This window comes from Marinospirillum sp., from assembly GCF_014859565.1.
In genome coordinates, this window is record NZ_JACUUA010000061.1 from 1 (window position 1) to 17828 (window position 17828).

Sequence of the window (17828 nt, forward strand, 5' to 3'; positions counted from 1 at the left end):
CAACTGGTGGTGCGGTTTTCTGGACTGAACACCCAGACGGCTTAACTGATTTTTGTCATTTCCAACAGTCCACTATACTCAATCGACTAATTGCAGCCGATAAGCCAAGGCTCTTCTGTACTCGCCAACAAATATGGCGTCTAATGGCAGAATCCTACAAAGTTATTCTGTATTGGATTGACACAAATGCCAGTGCGCAAAATCCCTAAAAACTACCGCAACGTCACCGGCGTGGCTTCTCACCACAAGGCTACCGGACGTGCTCAGTTTGAATCCACTCTCGAACGTGACTTCCTTACACTGCTTGAGTTCAACCCGGCCGTCGAAAGCTTTGAAGTGCAGCCAGTCACTATTCACTGGCTTGATGAATCGAATAAGAATCGCACCTACACACCCGATGTTTTGGTCTATTTTCACAATCCCCGTCACCCCACCACCCTTTACGAAGTGAAGTATCGCAACGAGCTTAAAGAGCACTGGCTGGATCTGAAACCCAAGTTTAAAGCTGCCTTGCAGTTCGCCAGGAGCAAGGGGTGGCGGTTTAAACTCATTACTGAGATGGAAATACGTGAAACCAGCCTGAAAAACGCAAAATTCCTGCTTCCTTTTGTTAAAAAAGGACCTACATCAGAAACCGATATGGATATTCTGGATACAGCCATCGAAAGTTTGATCCATTCAACCCCCAAAGATCTTCTGGCCTACATCTATCAGGATCAATGGAATCAAGCTCGTTTACTACCTACACTCTGGTATCTGATAGGAACACGACAAATCGCCACTGATCTGGATCAGCCTCTGACCATGTCGAGCAGAATCTGGAGGCTAAATGCATGAGCCAACAACTGCTTCTTAAACGTGGAAAGCGCGTCAGTTACCAAGGGCGCTCGTACCGGATCGTTCAGTTTCTTTCTCTGCAGCTGGCTGAACTGATTGCGGAAGATAACCACGAAGTCATCAACGCCAACATTACTGATTTGCAGGCTCCGGACACAGACACTGAGCTTGTAAAGCGGCCAGATCTGACACTGATTGATGACCATGCCTGGGAAATCGCTCGCAACCGCCTGCAGATAATTAAACCCCTTCTCCATTTGCCTTCCAGAACTCGGGCACAGGTAGCAGCCCATGCACAGGAACACTCGGTTTCAACCAACACCCTGTACACCTGGATCCGAGCTTTCGAGAGTTCCGGTGTTTTATCCTCGCTACTCCCCAAGGTGCGTAAAGACAAAGGAGCAACCCGGCTGACACCCGAAGTTGAAGAGATTATCCATGAAGCCATGGCCACTGATTTTCTGACTTTGCAGAAGAAGTCTGTTCAGAAGCTCTGTGATGAAATCGTCAAGCGTTGTATGCAGGCTGACCTGGAGCCGCCCCACGACAACACCATACGCAACCGCGTAAAACTACTCTCACCCGAGATGGTTGCCAGTCAGCGAGAGGGTCGTAAAAAAGCTGATCTGTCATTCAAACCGCACAAAGGCTCTTTCCCAGGCGCAGACTGGCCACTGTCGGTTGTACAGATTGACCACACCAAACTCGACATCATTCTGGTCGATGACCATTACCGGCAGCCAATAGGACGACCCTGGATCACTCTAGCCTTTGATGTATGCAGCCGCATGGTGACGGGCTTCTATGTATCTTTCGATCCGCCCAGTGCCTTATCTACGGGTCTGTGCCTGGCTCATTCAATACTGCCCAAAGACAAATGGCTGGCTCAAAACGGCATTAAAAGCGAATGGCCGGTATGGGGACTGCCCACCACCGTCCATGTGGATAATGCCAAAGAGTTTCGGGGTGAAATGCTCCAGAAAGCCTGTGATGAGTACAACATCAATATTGAGTGGCGTCCTGTTGCCCGCCCGAACTTTGGTGCACACGTTGAAAGAGCACTGGGGACTTTTTCCAAAGAGATACACACCCTGCCTGGCACCACTTTTTCCAACATTCAAGCTAAAGGCGACTACAAACCAGAAAAAAACGCTGCCTTGACCTTATCGGAGTTTGAAAGCTGGCTGTCCATCTATATTGCCGATGTCTATCACCAGAAAATCCATTCCTCTTTGGGCAAAGCTCCCATAGATGCTTATAAGCAAGGCATTCTGGGGGACGACCAGCACCCCGGTTGCGGCCTGCCCACCAAAATTACGGATGAAGATCGGCTGCGTCTGGACTTTATGCCCTTTGAGCTCCGAACCGTGCAGGATTATGGCGTGGTGATTGATGAAATCCATTACTACCACGATGTACTCAGGCGCTGGATCAATGCCCCGGATCCCAGAGACAGCCAGCGAAAACGCAAATTCACTTTTCGGCGCGACCCTCGGGACTTGAGTGTGATCTGGTTTTTTGATCCCGAAATTCAGACCTATTATCCCATTCCCTACCGAGATACCTCTCACCCTGCAATCAGTATCTGGGAACTGCGAGAAGCCAGGAGCAAAGTCAAATCAGATAAGCGTCGCCACTTGAGTGAACGCAGTATTTTTGATGCCTATGACCGTATGCGCGAGATCGAAGCTGAAGCAATAGCCAAGAGCAAGGCAGCTCGCCGTGTGAATCAAAGACGAATCCATCATCAGCAGGTGGAAAAACCTTTGACCAGACCGGCTCCCATTGAAAGCACGGAATCCAATCGCTCAATGACCAATGAACCGGCTCCACCGCCACTGGACATTCAGCCATTTGATGAAATGGACGACTTGTCATGAGCACCTATAGCCACTTAAACGACTCAGCCATTAAAGCATTGGGTCTGTCTGATGCTGAGAGGATTCTCAAAATACGATCTGAGCGTTGGATTGGTTATCCAAAAGCAAAACAGATACTTGCCAAACTGGAAGACCTGCTGATTTACCCCAGAACCCACCGGATGCCAAATCTACTGATTGTTGGTGACACCAATAATGGCAAAACCATGCTGGCTCAGCGCTTCAAAAACCTGCATCCAGCAATCGACAACCCATCCGGTGATGGTATTCAGGCTCCGGTTCTACTGATTCAGGCACCACCAGTGCCGGATGAAGGCCGCTTTTATAATGCCATCCTTGAGCTTTTATTCGCGCCCTACCGACCCAGTGAGCGCGTGGACAAGAAACAATTTCAGGCCATCAAGCTGCTTCGTTATGTGGGCTTGAAGGTGCTGGTCATTGACGAAATCCACCATATTCTTGCTGGTAACTTGAACCGCCAGAAAGCTTTTTTGAACGTCATCAAGTATCTGGGTAACGAGCTACAAATCAGCATCGTTGGCGTTGGCACCAAGGATGCCTTCCGGGCACTGCAGACAGACCCTCAGCTGGCCAACCGCTTTGAACCCGTCACCTTGCCTCGCTGGGAGATGGATCATGATTTTCAACGACTGCTGGCCAGCTTTGAACGTATGCTTCCACTGAAGCAAGCATCAAGCCTTGCTCAACAAGAGCTGGCCTCTGTTCTCTACGCCATGTCAGAGGGTTATATCGGGGAGCTCTCGCGCTTGTTATCTGAAGCCTGCAGCCAAGCGATTCTCTCAGGTAGCGAGCAAATTTCAGTAAAACTGCTTCAGCAAGTTGACTGGACACCACCATCCAAACGCAAACGGCAACTGGAAGGCGTTCGCTGATGCTGTCAGGAACGCTCTGGCCAGCGCATCCTCACCCACTACAAGATGAATGTTTGTCATCCTGGCTAGTGCGCTGTGCTCATGCCAATGGCATGAAGGTTCAGACTTTTTGTGATCAAGTTTTTGGTAAGGAGTATCAAGTCTGGTACCGGGACATCGACCGCAATGCTCCAGACTGGCTTTTAAACATCATGAGCCAGAAGACTGGCACACCGATCAAGCTGGTGCACCATACCACTGCCAGATTGTACGAAAAACGTCTGTTTCCCATTCTTCACCCTGCCAGCCAGCTTCGCTGGTTTCTTCCTGCAAAACACCATCACAGAATCAACACTGGTTACGGCATTCAATATTGCCCGGCATGCCTCGCAGCAGATGAAACACCCTATTTCAGACTCGCCTGGCGGCTGTCTCTTTACACTTTCTGTCCCAAACATCGCATTCTGATGGCCGACCGATGTCATAAATGTGGAGCACCGGTTGCATTTCACCGCGCAGAACTAGGTAAACCAAACATTCTGGCAGGTCAACTGGATCATTGCTGGCAGTGTGATGCCAAGCTCAGCAATGCGGCCACCACTGAGATCAATCTTTACCCGAAGCGAGTCAACAAGCTCTGGAGTGCCCTGCTCAAGGTGATTGACCAGCAGTTCTACCCAAGCGGACACATCCGTTACCAAAACCTGACCTTACTGCACCAGCTCTGCCGACTCATGAGCAGCCATCAATCCGGCAAGAAGCTGATACAGCACGTTTGCGGGAAAGGCGGCTACCTACAACCGAATTTATCTGATCAGCGAACTCACTTTGAGCTCAGGGATATTCAGGAACGCCATGCTATCCTGCAACTGGCCTGGTGGCTGATGACCCACAAGCGCAAACTCAGAACAGCCATTCAGCAAAAAACTATTAGGATCAACTTGCTCTACAGAGATCTTGAGCCTGAAACTAAGGCTCATGTCCTTAAGTGGATTGAATCAAGAAGCAGAACCCATTACAGAATTACCATAAACTATTGAAGGATCAGCCGCTGAGCTTCGAACCCGAGCAGAGAAGGCATACAACAGACACCCAGCCCTTGCGTATCATTTGATTATCATGATACGATTTTGCTACATACTGTCCAAGTGAAGAAAAATAACAGGCTCAACATACGAGAATCATGTCATGGCACAACTGAATATCCGTATTTCAGATGCAGAAAAAGAAATTGCAGAGAGAGCAGCACAGGCCGCTGGATTCAGCTTAAGAGAGTACCTTGGGACAATAATCAAATATATTGCTATGGAGAGAACCTTACCGGTAGTAGTTATGTTCAAACCTGTTGCAATCGAGCCTGAGGAATTGTTTCAGCAAGCAATCGAAAAATATCGCCATGCTTACCTTGCTATAAATCACCTTTACGAACAGGTTTTGGTAGAAGGGGAAATGACGCCACTCGAGCTATTAGAACAGCCTATAGATGCTGTTGCTGCTGCAGAAGAGTTTTATACAACTTATAAAAATCAGATCACATTAGCGCCAGGACAGCTCGAAGAAATTACCATTTCTGATACTGAAAGCACTATGTTTGCATCTTGCCGTGAGCATTTTCCATACATTCCAGGCTTTCTGCGCACCGCTATTCGGATGGTTAATATGAATAACCGATCCATCAATAGGCAAGACCTTGCTGACATGCGTGAAGCTTTACAACAGGCGGCAAATCACATCAATACTTTGCAAGGAATGATCAGATGCCAAGTGTCTGCTGATGCACACTGTGAGTTCTTTATCAATAGTGTTAAGTATGCTGTTGAATGCGCTTCAAGAGCAACGAAGCCTAATGAGGCCTACGTGGTGTGTACAGCCTGGCAGTCACGCATGAATAGATATATTCGTGAAGCAGAAATAGAGTTTCAAAACCTAGGCATCATCCCTCACTTGAGGGAACTTGAATTGATTTGGAAGCAGCTGGGCACGTTAAGTGAAGCTGTCCACCAATATCTTGCAAATACATCAGAACCGATGCAAGGCTTCAATGAAAATATCATTGTTGAACTCAAAGAGCTTTTATTTTCATGGAAGTGTCGCACCGCACAACTAGAAAAACAATGATATTCTAGATCTCAACGGGAAGACCCTTACGAGGATTTGATCATCAAACGGGGCTTTCTTTCTTGCTCCAAAACAAACTGCCTTTCTCAATCACAATTTATATCTTTAACGTACTGAGTTTATTTACTATTGCCTCTACCGGAAGAGTCTTTGTCATTGGCCCCCAAGATACTCTGATTGCACCTGCAGTTCGCTCTTCTGATAACCCCATAGCAAGAAGCACATGGGAAGGTGTATAGCTGGACGAAGTACAAGCAGAGCCATTGGACACAGCTACAATATCTTTAAGCGCTACCATGGCTGCTTCAGAGTTCACCCCAGGTACAGAAAAATTCAATATGTAAGGGGATGTCTGCTCTCCGTTATATTCCGCACCTAAACCATCCAAAGCTGCTACCAATGCCTGTTTCAGACTATTCGCATGATCCTGCCACTGACTTGCCTTAGACAGGCAATGTTCGCAAGCCACACCCAACCCAACAATCAGAGGTACAGGCAAAGTGCCGGGGCGCAAACCTCGTTCTTGGCCGCCGCCATACATTAATGGAGTTAGAGGAACCCGCATGAATCCTCGTTTTCTCAGGATTAAAGCGCCAATACCCATAGGGGCATACATCTTGTGCCCACTCACACTCATCATATCAATGCGTTCATTAACCAGTGAGCCAGAAATTTTTCCAAAGCTCTGAGCGGCATCAACATGAAAATAAGCATCATGCCCGTGAAGAACATCACACAAGGCTTCTATTGGCTGCATTGACCCTGTTTCGTTATTCACATGCATCACAGAAACCAGAACAGTATCCTCTCGCAAAGCCTTTGAAAGCTCTACTGCGGACACAACCCCCGATTCATCAACAGGCAAATAGGTCACCTCAAACCCTTCCTTTTCCAAAACTGACATGGGCTCCAGAACAGCCTTATGCTCAATCGAGGTTGTAATAACATGTCGTTTTTTTTGTTCACTGGCATAGCTGCGCAATCCCAGAATGGCCAGGTTGTTACTTTCAGTCGCACCACTGGTAAAAATAACGCCAGACTTTTCTGCACACACAATATTTGCTACCTGTTGTCGCGCATACTCAACGGCTTTTTTTGCCTGCGCACCGTAGCTGTGCGTCCTACTGCCAGCATTGCCGAACTCGACCAGAAAATGGTGGGCGACGGCTTCAGCAACCTCAGGTAAGACAGGAGTGGAAGCACTCATATCAAGGTATTCAGTCATAAAAGTTCATTCATTTTTTCGTTTTAAGGAGGACACGCACGGGCAAATCCTATAGAATTCAGAGGCTGCAGCCGTTCGTACGAACGGCTGTTTTTGTTTACGAACAGGCATCGGGGAGATCGAAAAATGAGTGAGCTGGTTTCAGGCATTTCGTTTCCTGCGATCAAAGGCATCCAGGCTGGTCAAGAATACTACATCGCCATGTGCCCTCTGAAACGTCTCAGCAAAATATTTACTTTTGATGAGAGCCAACTGCCAGTGGAGCAGCGAGCGCAACGTATCATCAATGAAGATCGGATCCCGGATATTGCTCACTACATTTTAGACAGCAGAGACAAGTATGTCTTCTCTGCACTCACTGCGTGCATCACCGGAGAATCAAGCTTTACCCCTATTGGTGATAGCAAACATGAACAAAAAATTGGCTCTCTGACTATTGATGAAGAAGCAGATATTTTCATCACGGACGGCCAACATCGGAATGCCGCCATCCAAAGAGCTTTGAAAGAAGACCCAAGCCTGGGTGAAGAGTCAATTTCGGTTGTGATTTTTTCCAATAAATCCCTTGAGGATCGTCAGCGGATTTTTAAGGATCTGAATCTCTACCCAGTAAAATCAGATTCCTCCTTGAGCATCACTTACGATGACAGCCCTGACGCCATGCTTTCCAAGTCTGTTGTTCTGCAGAGTGATCAGTTTTCTAAACTGATCCATATGGAAAAAAGTAACCTGGGGACTCGCTCAAGAAAACTGGTCAGCCATAGCGCCTTACATAAAGCCACCAAAGAATTGCTGGGTAAGATCACAAAAGATAACTATCAAGAGCTTATCCCTGTTGCCTCAAAATTTTGGCATACCGTTCTGAGCAATATGCCAGCCTGGGTGATGATCTGTGAAGATAAAGCTTCAGGAAGAGAGTTTCGTGATGAAACAATCCACGCGCACGCGGTGACCATTCGAGCCATTGGCCAACTCGGTGCTCAACTTCTCAAGCAAGAAAACTGGGAAAAAACACTCGAAGGGCTCCGCAGTATCAACTGGAGCCGGAAGAACAAAGATTGGCAAGGTCGATGCATCATCAACAAGAGCATGAGGAATAGTGGCGGTGCTATTGAGTTGACAAGAATTCAGATTAAGAAATATTTGAGTCTACCTCTCAATGAGAGAGAAACCAAAACAGAGCAAAGCTTTACAGAGGCACACTATGGCAACTAATACGGGATTGTACTCAGCATTCGGTGACAAAGGGCTGAAATCCGTCTTAAGTTCCGCTACCGCTCACATAAAGCAGCTTTATCTGTCTGACTCAGTTCCCTGGGTTATTGGATACAGTGGCGGCAAAGACTCAACAGCAACACTTCAGCTGATTTGGAATGCACTGAGTGAACTCGCTGAGGAAGGAAAAACGAACAAACCTGTGCATGTGATCAGCACCGATACCCTGGTTGAAAACCCTATCGTGGCCATGTGGGTAGAAAAGTCTCTATCCCATATGAAAGAGGCCGCTGCTGAACAAAAGTTACCCATCACTCCCCACAGGCTCACGCCCCAGGTCAAAGACCGGTTCTGGGTGAATTTGATTGGTAAGGGCTACCCAGCGCCCAGAGCCAAATTCAGGTGGTGCACTGACCGACTGAAAATCTCCCCTTCCAACAGTTTCATTAAAGGGCTTGCAGAAAAAAACGGAGAGGCCATTTTAGTCTTAGGTACACGAAAAGCTGAAAGTACTGCCAGAGCCGCATCCATGGAACGCTTTGAAGAATCCACCAGTAACACACGCAAGGCCATGGGGTTAACTGAAAACGGCTCATTGGAACGAGTCTGGGTTTATGCACCGATTGCGGACTGGAGCAATGATGATGTCTGGATCTATCTGAACAGTGTCAAAAACCCCTGGGGATTTACCAACCAGGAGCTGATGGGCATGTATCAGGGTGCTACTGATGGTGGTGAATGTCCTTTAGTCGTTGATAAGTCGACCCAAAGCTGTGGCGACAGTCGCTTCGGTTGTTACGTATGCACCATGGTTTCAGAAGATAAATCCATGAATGCCATGATCGCCAACGATGAAGAAAAAGAGTGGATGATGCCACTGGTCTCGTTGCGAAATGAAATTGAAGTCAATGATCCAAGCCATGAAAAAAAGCTCGAAAAACTTCGCAAAGACAAAGCGAACCGAGACTTTCGCCGTATGAATGGCAAGCTCACTGTTCATATCACCAGCAGAGGGGCGGATTTAGTACCCGGTCCTTACCTTCAATCCTTTAGAGAACACCTGTTACGAAAGGTACTTGAAGCCCAGATTGCCGTACAACGAATGGGGCCGCCGGAAGTCAAGACACTGGAACTACTGCCACTGGAAGAACTGGAAGCCATCCGGAAAATCTGGCTGGAAGAAAAGCACGAAGCAGAAGACAACCTGCCATATATCTACGAGCAAGTCGTTAAAAAGCCCTACCCTGGTAAACCCAGAGCCCACCATCCAGTGCTGAACAGAGACGTACTGACACGCCTGAAAACTCACTGTGAGCAACAAGGGGACAAGGATGGGCTGCTCTACCAGCAAATCAGAGCTGTGCTCAGCGTTGCCAACAAGCACAAGAGCCAGCTTAGACGCGCCAACCTTAAAAATGAATTAAACGAAGTGCTGGATACCGGTGCATTCAAGTCGATGCAAGAAGCCAAGAAGTTTGCTCTTGAAAGAGAGCGCCACAACTTACAAATTCATTTAAGTAACGTCCACTCGTTAAGCGACTCCGAAAAAGAAGAGATACAGAAAAAAATTGCTGTCATCACACGCTCTATTAACGAAGTGGGGTACAGCTCACTTTTAATCGAAGCTATTGAAATCGATGATGAGAACAGTGGCCGTGTGATCGACATCATGGAAGCCAGCTAATGCGATTTAAAAAAATCACGATCAAAAACTTTGGTATCTACAAAGGCCAGCACGATATTGACCTGAGCCCACAAGATGGAAAGCCCATCATTCTGTTGGGAGCACTGAATGGCGGTGGCAAAACCACCTTCCTCGATGCCCTGCAACTTGCTTTGTACGGTAAACACGCCAAATGCTCCAATCGAGGCAGCATGGCTTACGGTGCCTTTTTGGTAAACGCACGCAATCGCTATATCAGCCCTGAAGAGCACACAGAAGTAGGCATAGAGTTCACACAAACCCTGGGTACCGAAGAAAAAACCTATGCAGTTTTTCGCAGCTGGTCGCCAGCCAGACAGCCTGAAAACACCAGAGATAAAACCCTTGTATATTGTGATGGCCACTATGATGGGCACCTCAGTGATTTCTGGGATGAGTTCATCAATGAATTCATGCCCCTTTCACTCTCCGATCTGTTCTTTTTCGACGGCGAGAAAATTGAAACCTTTGCTCAACCCGAGCGCAGCTCTGAATTGGTCAAAACAGGATTAGAAAACTTACTGGGGCTGGATCTGCTTACACAATTGGATCTTGATTTAGGCATGATTCAGAAAGCTCGCTCCAGTGAAAACCTGGATGAAGATGTCATTCAAAAAGTTGAGCAATGTGAAGCAGAAATCGGCCAGCTGAACGACGAAACTCACCAGCTTAAAGGGCAAGTGGCTAACTACGATAAAGCCATTCGAGATCTTAGCGTCAACATCAACAAAGTCAGACACCAGGCTCGTAATGCGGGTGCCCACCTGATTGAAGAGCGCGACTTTATAAAGTTTGAGCTGGGCAGCCTGCGACAACGGCTTGAAGACAACAAACAGCAACGTGCGCGTCTGGATGCTGGCTGTGGTCCACTATCGTTGATTCCTGATCTAATCCAGGATGCTCACTTACAAGCACAAAAAGAAGAAACGATTCAGCAATCAAGGCTCTTGAATGATGCAATTCACCACTATGAGAAAGAGCTGGTAGAAACACTGAATGCTTCAAATGTCGATATGTTTGCTCAGCAGGCGGTCAGTGATGCCATCCAGTCTATTGCCAGGAAGCGTCAAAGCTTAGCAATCGAAGAGTGCTACCTGGGCATTTCTCCTTCAGTTTTTGTGGGGCTAGAAGAAAAGCTGAAAAATGATCGAGTTGAACGCCAGCGTTTGCAAGCTGAGCGTGAACGGCTATTGGAACAGCTTTCTCTTTTGGAGAAAAAAGAGCAAACGATACCAGACTACGACAAGGTTAAAGACATCATTGCTGAGCTTTCAGGCCTGGAACACGAATACACTCGTCTGGAAAACCTGCTCAAAAAAACCACTGATGAGCTCCAAACCAAGGAAGAACAGCAAGAATTACTCAACCAACGCTATACCCGGCTGCTAACTCAACAAAACAAGGATACCTTTGAGCAAAAACGTTCGGCACAGGTTGTTGAACACATTGACCACCTGCAGAGCACATTGAAAAGCTTTGCCAAAGGCCTGATCAGAGACAATATCGAACAGCTAGAGCGAACCATTACCGACAAGTTTCTGACGCTCACAAGAAAAAATCAGCTGATTCGATCAATCAACATCCATCCTGATCAATTCAGTATCACCCTGTTCACTCCGGAAGGTGATGAGCTAAGCCCAGACAGGCTATCAGCAGGTGAACGACAGCTACTGGCCGTGGCCATTATGTGGGGCCTGGCCGAAACCTCGGGCAAAGAGCTACCCACTGTTATCGATACACCACTTGGTCGTCTAGACGGACAACACCGTAATTTGCTCGTAGAAAACTATTTCCCACTGGCCGGGAAGCAGGTGATCCTGTTATCAACCGATGAAGAAATCACAGGTGAATACCACAACAAGCTGAGACCCCATATCAGCCGTGAATATCACATTAAATTTGATGAAGAAGCTCAGTCATCTACAATTCTGGAAGGTTACTTCTAATGCTACCCACAATTGATACCATCAGACTATCTGAAAAACAAAAGCAGCAACTCATTCGCCTGAAATCGAAAACAGGTATAGAGAACTGGAATGTGCTCTGCAGGTGGGCACTTTGCCAATCATTGGCCGATAAAACAGTGCCACCTTACGAAGAAATCCCTTCCAACAGTAATGTGGAAATGAGCTGGAAAGTCTTTGCAGGTGAGTACGCTGATGTCTACCTGGCCATACTGAGAGAAGCCTACAAAAAGCAAAGTGCACATCTTGGCCATATTCAGATCACAGACTTTTTAAAACTACATATCAACAGAGGTATAAATATAAAGCACAACACAACAAGATAAAATCAAAGCTTCCGAACGCAAAACGACTCAAGCAAATAAATATAAATTATATTAAAAAAATCATCATCGAGATTTAGAGCATCTTTAAAAGATTTCGAATAGCTAGACACAGTGGCATCTTGGTAAAAAAGACCGGAAAGATCTCTCAACAAGGCGCATGCGTCACTATAATCAACATAGGAATAACCATGGGCATACTTACACTTATTTCTTAACAAATTAAGGCATTTGATAGCCCTGGATTCATTATCAGAGATAGACCTACTAGATTTTACCATACCCATATAGTCCATAAGATATTTATACTTATCACAACCAATCTCACCAGCACTATTAATATACAACTGCCTATCTTCGACAAGCCAAGAAATAAATAAAGTTTCAACAGCCCGATGTAAAAAAACAATAGCCTGTGTTATATCACCAAAAGAAAACAAATACTCAGATTTAACAAGAAAATATGACGATATAAAACAAATCTTCTCATGAAGATTTAGGTCAGCATACTCTTCAAAAACAGACCTAAGCCCAGCAACCTTTTTATAGTAAACTCCACTTATATGATTGGCATCATAATAGAAATTCAACTCCGGAAAACTATTATTAGTTAACATTGAGAGTGGTGCAACAATCCAGTTATCTTCACCAGAATGAGGAAACCTCAAGAAAAAATCTTTTGAGAAATCATCTAGCTTTTCAATAACCTCTTTAAAAGATTTAAAAATTACCGATGCCAGCCTGCTTTCAGCTCTATAACCACCAACACCAAATGAAAATCCCGGATAGATTACAGCACCATTATACCTCATAATAAACTCAATTAATCTAGGCTGCTTCGTGAAGCAGCCTCCATACTTATGAGATAAAATGAAAAACAAAAGATCTAGATCATCCTCCACCAAATCAAAATTATTTATCATATAGACATGATTCGGGTGCTGTTCAAAACAGCCTTGATCATAAAACTCAAGAAAATCATCTTCAAATTGTTTAGGCACAAGCATCACATCAGCACCTACATTTGAAAAACCGCCCCACAGCTCTACTCTAGTCATAGCATTAATAAATCCAAGTCTATAACATTAGATAGCAAATCTATCCTTTCATTAAACTGCTCACATGAACGTTCATTCAGAAGACTTTCGAGCTTACCAATTTCTCCAGTAGACTCAAGCTCTTCTAGCTCCCTTTTGAATGCACCCGAATAATCCTTTATCTTCCAATTTTTGATGTTATCTTTATGCACCTCATCATTTACTATTCTAACAAATTCTTTTGATGCATCAGTCAAAAACAAGACCACTCTATCTAGCTCAGACTTTGCATCATGCTTAGCCTTAAGGTAATCAGAAAATATACTCAATGACCTTTTAGACAATAAAGTAGTTAATACAAGATAGTACCAGCAATCTTTCCCTAATCGGGTAACATTTGGCTTTGAACCCTTATAAAGTGTATTCTGATTATAAAGCCTTGACTTAGAAAAAACCTGCCTCCTTTCATCAAAACAAATCTCTTCTAAAGCGAGTATATAAATTTCAGTAAATCCTTCAATATCAGAGGAAAAGCTATCACTTAAACAAAGAATATCTGCCCATGCACGCAAATATGCTTGATTAAAAACAAGTCTTGTGTAGTTGTCTGAATGCTCATTAGAAAATATCTTCTTGTAAAAATCCGTGCTAGCACTTATCGTTTCATCAGCGTTCAGCTTCTTATCAACATCACCAAAACGCCGCATAATACTGATGAAACTAGTATAACCAGGTGTTGACACTTGTGATTTTTGATATGAGTCTGCAATTGCACTATTATAACTAGAAATAATTTTACCGTAAACAGAAGGCTTTGTGAAAAGCATATCTAAACTAGGCACCAACCTTTCATCGATAGCCCTATATAAAGCAGGCTTTTGACTATGAGTAAAACAATCTTCTTTAATCTCATATACACTAAGATCAGGATCATAAAACTTATCTTTATCTTTAATAATATTAAGAATAGTAGTTAAATTAGATGTTTTTTGTGCTTCAAAAACTGACATCTTCAAAGAATCTGTTAGCATTGAAACCGTAGTAATTGAATGGGGGCGGTTAACTCTTCGAGCTTGAGAATCAGACCTCTGATTCCATTCCATAAACTGCAACTTACTATACAGAGGGTCTTCAGTTTCTCTTTTCCATTTATTAGCCAATAACCTCACTGCTTGTGAAGCCAAGCTATTGTCATTTAGCAGGTCTAAATAATGACCACTAACCTGCTTCCCTTTATTATTTATAGTTACAAACATGTTTCTTAGTGTATCAAGTATATCCTCTGGGCCATTTTGCTCCATCGCTTTTGGTGAAAAGCATATACAAACTGGAAGAGTAATATAGTCTTTTTGCTCACCATGTCGTCTTATATATTCTTCAACAGCTTTCAATCTATGCTGCCCATCTATAACTACCATTTTTACATTTCTAGAATCGCCCCGCAACTTCATAGCATTTTTATAAATAACAATTTTACCATATTCATCTGACTTATAGTAATCTATACCGTGATCAACTACCGGCAACTCTATTTCGAAATACCTGTCCCAACGCTTCTTAAACACTTTATGGCTTTCTAAAACATTCATAGACTCATATGAGCTAGTATATTTGTGTACTGGCTTGTCATTATCATCAAATGAAACTAGAGAAACAATTAGAGGTGGGAAGAAAAGTGCCCTTCCAATATCGTCTTCTAAATACTGACCTACAATTTCATTATTAACTCTTTTTTCATCTATCTCACGCTGAACCATCTCATCGAAACTGACTTGACTGAACTGAAATGCATCTGCTGCTACTTGAAGAGTTTTCATTTCTTTATAGTTCATACTGCATAGCATATAATTTACTTCATAGCTATTTTTTGTGTGAAAGGATCCAAAGCTCCCCATCAAATTAAAGTCAAACTTTGGCTCTTCCATATCGAACTTTATCAAAACATCTTCAATACTCATATAAACCTCAGATATTAGTTATCTAAAAATGCATCAGTATCAATCGTGTAAACTTCATAGCTTTTCGATATACTTACACCTAAATTATTCTTTATAAGCACATCACTCAACTTCTCACCATCTATCAACTCAACCTTCATTAGCTGAGCCTTCCCTGCTTCTTTAACCGCTTGATCACTAAATGTTGATGAAGTAATGAAAACCCCCTTACTTGCACCTTTAGTATTCATTGATCCAATAAACCTTTGTATATCGCCAGAACCTATAGGAGAGCCTACCTTGTATCTTTTTGCCTGTATATAAACCTTATCCAAGCCAAGCTGATCAAGATGAATTATTCCATCAACACCTTCATCTTTCGGCCCACCTGTATGGACACCAGACTCATTTTCATCCCAACCATAACCTATTTTTTGCAATAGCTTAATGACAAGTTTTTCAAAAAAACCATAATCAGCCTTATATATAAATTCCATCATTTAGTTTTTAACTTGAGACACATGTTCTTTGTGATTTATATCAACCACTTCTTCTGGAAGCCTGTCTGGACGCGCAGGTTCAATTTTATCTTTCGATTCAAGTTCACCATCCCAGATAGAGTATTTTATGGTTTTACCCTTACCACCATCAAACATAAAATGTTTTGTTGGGCTTGCAGAAGGAAAATCCAATCCTACGCAATGCTTTCTAAGCTTACTCCGTACAACTTGTTTTGGATCAACAGCACCAAATGTGTATAACTTTCTCTTTACAATTTCATCATATATTTTTCCAGCAGTTAGTCCTTCTGGATAGTTTTTTAATACTTCTTTGATAGCTTCAACTATTGTCACTGCCTGACTCCTTGTTTTTAATTCTATCAGTCACTGAATTACAGAATGAAATTGTATCCAACCATGTATGCTTAAAAACTGCAACATGAGCAATATCAAAACGGGTATTTTTCCAGACACCTTTTTTTATTGCACAGGACTGCAGAAGTGAGTGCAATTCATTATCTTTTAGCATTCTTCTACCAGCCGACAGCATACATACAGTGAAATGCTCACTTTTGCGCTGCTCAAACTCTATCAGATTAAAACAGTATCCACCAAAGCTGATATCAGCAACGATGACTTTTCTTCGTACTCGTCTACTGGAATCCAGGTAACTCCATTGCCATTTGGATGCTGGCTTTATCAATGGCATGAACTCCAGAAGCTCAGCAGTCCGTATTTCTGCCGTGAAGCCCTCGGTTTGATTCAAGAGTTCTACGGCTTCAACAAACGTCTCAAAGCTTGCTGGTAGTGCGGTTTTCTTTGGCTCCTCGTGTTCAGGAACAATATTCAGCCGCTGAGTTGTTCGCTCTTCTTCACCATAACCACCCTGGCCGGTACCCAACTCATCAACAACCAGACTCACCGAGGTTTTATCACACGCACGTCTATACAGGCACTGCTCTTTAGTTGGCTTGTCTGGCTTTCTACCTATCAGTGCAGTAAATCGAGACGTTGGTAAGCTCAGTTCGGCTGGCTGAATGCCTGCATTGGTATCATGCTGACTTTGCAGATCCAGACTGCCATCTTTGTTTATCTTAGCTTTAGGTCTGCTGTAGAGCTGTTTATCAGATTCAGGAATATCCGTCCAGTCTTCAGCCTGACTCCCGTCATTGTCCCTGATGACAGTCAACTCACTATATGGCATAGGTGCAGAACACTGTTCTAAACTGAGTACCAGACAATGCCATGGGGAGTTGATGCTATCACGGAGCCATTTAACTCGCGCTCGTATACTGGTCTTGCCTTCGAAAGGAAAACAGGAAGATGGATGTACATAGCCACGATTAATCCCATCTCTCAGCACCTCATCGTAAATCCTTTTACAGCCCCCAGCAGCTTCCTTTGAACGACGTATTCTGGCAATAACCCACGCCTCCTCGTCGGTGATTTCCTGTCGTAGACCAAGAATGACACGATCATCATCAGGTAGGTATTGAGATCGATCAACGTTAATGATTGCATTGAGATTGTGCTGAAATACGCCGGTAAAAAGTGCGTGTGACAGGTGGGTAGAAACCGCATAGTAAAACCTGATCAGCTCCATTGCCGGAATCAGAATTTTGTAGGGGTAACCATCAGAAGATACTGCAATCAACTGGCTACCAGCACCTGCTTTCCCAAAACGGTATGAGCTGAAAGGTATCAGGCTGAAGTCATTGACCTTGTGGAGAGCGGGTACCACCTGAGTGGTTGAGGGATTTATCAAAAGGTCAGTGAAGAACTCAACTTTTCCGGCAAACTTGTTTTGCTTGTAACCATTAAACCAGATAGAGCCAATATCAATCAGTGGAAGCTGGCCAACCCCTAACTGGATGGCTTTTTGCTGATCTACATAGGTCGCATTGATTGCCGCTAAAGCTTTACTGTCTGAAGCGAGGGGATTTTCTTTAAAAGGAGAAAGCACCACCTGAAAACCAGGTTCGGTGCTTATATTCGGGTTGGGCAGCACCGCTCCAAGCCAATCAACTCGCCAGAAGCGTCCATCCTTGGGAAACTCCATGATCCCTGGAATTTTTTGCGCCATAACTCATGGCTCCTATAGTACAAAACATCAATGTAAGTCTCATTTATTGATGTAGAGTACTATTTATTTTTGTAACCCACAATTTTTTCGCCATGCGCCTGTTTGTCTGCATGGTACGACGACCTGACTAACGGG

16 protein-coding genes are annotated in these 17828 nt (G+C 44.2%); 10 read left to right on the forward strand and 6 right to left on the reverse strand.

What is annotated here, in order from left to right; translation table 11 throughout:
- The 6 genes from IBX50_RS09690 to IBX50_RS09715 all read left to right on the forward strand — a co-directional run.
- Positions 1 to 209 (forward strand): hypothetical protein (locus IBX50_RS09690; RefSeq protein WP_292255418.1); only part of this gene is annotated, 209 nt, incomplete at its 5' end.
- The gene (locus tag IBX50_RS09695; protein ID WP_292255420.1) at positions 187 to 837 is read left to right on the forward strand and encodes a TnsA endonuclease N-terminal domain-containing protein; all 651 of its coding nucleotides are present in this window, start codon (positions 187 to 189) and stop codon (positions 835 to 837) included. The genes IBX50_RS09690 and IBX50_RS09695, both read left to right, overlap by 23 nt.
- Entirely contained in the window at positions 834 to 2717 is a 1884-nt protein-coding gene (locus tag IBX50_RS09700) for a Mu transposase C-terminal domain-containing protein (RefSeq protein WP_292255421.1), read from the forward strand. Before IBX50_RS09695 ends, IBX50_RS09700 begins: the two co-directional genes overlap by 4 nt.
- Positions 2714 to 3610, forward strand: a complete 897-nt coding sequence (locus tag IBX50_RS09705; RefSeq protein ID WP_292255422.1) for a TniB family NTP-binding protein — start codon at positions 2714 to 2716, stop codon at positions 3608 to 3610. Before IBX50_RS09700 ends, IBX50_RS09705 begins: the two co-directional genes overlap by 4 nt.
- Positions 3610 to 4629, forward strand: coding sequence for a TniQ family protein (locus IBX50_RS09710; RefSeq protein WP_292255423.1), 1020 nt, complete (start codon positions 3610 to 3612; stop codon positions 4627 to 4629). Before IBX50_RS09705 ends, IBX50_RS09710 begins: the two co-directional genes overlap by 1 nt.
- A 148-nt stretch (positions 4630 to 4777) precedes the next feature.
- Positions 4778 to 5707 carry a hypothetical protein gene (locus IBX50_RS09715; protein ID WP_292255425.1) on the forward strand — a complete coding sequence of 310 codons (930 nt, stop codon included), beginning with the start codon at positions 4778 to 4780 and terminating at the stop codon, positions 5705 to 5707.
- A 97-nt stretch (positions 5708 to 5804) separates the two neighbouring features.
- On the opposite strand, the gene dndA is transcribed toward IBX50_RS09715, so the two are convergent.
- Positions 5805 to 6932, reverse strand: a complete 1128-nt coding sequence (dndA, locus tag IBX50_RS09720; protein ID WP_292255427.1) for a cysteine desulfurase DndA — start codon at positions 6930 to 6932, stop codon at positions 5805 to 5807.
- Between the two features lie 126 nt (positions 6933 to 7058).
- Here dndA and dndB point away from each other — a divergent pair, with 126 nt between their 5' ends.
- From dndB to dndE, 4 genes are read left to right on the forward strand one after another with little or no spacing between them, the layout of a single operon-like run.
- Positions 7059 to 8147, forward strand: a complete 1089-nt coding sequence (gene dndB / locus IBX50_RS09725; protein ID WP_292255429.1) for a DNA sulfur modification protein DndB — start codon at positions 7059 to 7061, stop codon at positions 8145 to 8147.
- Positions 8137 to 9831, forward strand: coding sequence for a DNA phosphorothioation system sulfurtransferase DndC (gene dndC, locus IBX50_RS09730; RefSeq protein ID WP_292255430.1), 1695 nt, complete (start codon positions 8137 to 8139; stop codon positions 9829 to 9831). Before dndB ends, dndC begins: the two co-directional genes overlap by 11 nt.
- A complete protein-coding gene (gene dndD / locus IBX50_RS09735) occupies positions 9831 to 11795 on the forward strand; it encodes a DNA sulfur modification protein DndD (RefSeq protein ID WP_292255432.1) in 1965 nt (654 codons plus the stop codon). Before dndC ends, dndD begins: the two co-directional genes overlap by 1 nt.
- Positions 11795 to 12139 carry a DNA sulfur modification protein DndE gene (dndE, locus tag IBX50_RS09740; protein ID WP_292255434.1) on the forward strand — a complete coding sequence of 115 codons (345 nt, stop codon included), beginning with the start codon at positions 11795 to 11797 and terminating at the stop codon, positions 12137 to 12139. The genes dndD and dndE overlap by 1 nt, the downstream gene beginning before the upstream one ends.
- A 2-nt stretch (positions 12140 to 12141) precedes the next feature.
- On the opposite strand, the gene IBX50_RS09745 is transcribed toward dndE, so the two are convergent.
- The 5 genes from IBX50_RS09745 to IBX50_RS09765 are packed head-to-tail and all read right to left on the reverse strand — an operon-like array spanning position 12142 to position 17693.
- A complete protein-coding gene (locus tag IBX50_RS09745; protein WP_292255435.1) occupies positions 12142 to 13194 on the reverse strand; it encodes a hypothetical protein in 1053 nt (350 codons plus the stop codon).
- On the reverse strand, positions 13191 to 15131 hold the full coding sequence (locus tag IBX50_RS09750; RefSeq protein WP_292255436.1) for a DNA sulfur modification protein DndB: 1941 nt from the start codon (positions 15129 to 15131) through the stop codon (positions 13191 to 13193). Before IBX50_RS09750 ends, IBX50_RS09745 begins: the two co-directional genes overlap by 4 nt.
- Before the next feature lie 14 nt (positions 15132 to 15145).
- Positions 15146 to 15610, reverse strand: coding sequence for a restriction endonuclease (locus IBX50_RS09755; protein ID WP_292255438.1), 465 nt, complete (start codon positions 15608 to 15610; stop codon positions 15146 to 15148).
- On the reverse strand, positions 15611 to 15964 hold the full coding sequence (locus tag IBX50_RS09760) for an HTH domain-containing protein (protein WP_292255439.1): 354 nt from the start codon (positions 15962 to 15964) through the stop codon (positions 15611 to 15613). It abuts the gene before it with no gap.
- On the reverse strand, positions 15951 to 17693 hold the full coding sequence (locus IBX50_RS09765) for a hypothetical protein (protein ID WP_292255441.1): 1743 nt from the start codon (positions 17691 to 17693) through the stop codon (positions 15951 to 15953). The genes IBX50_RS09760 and IBX50_RS09765 overlap by 14 nt, the downstream gene beginning before the upstream one ends.
- Between the last annotated feature and the right edge of the window lie 135 nt (positions 17694 to 17828).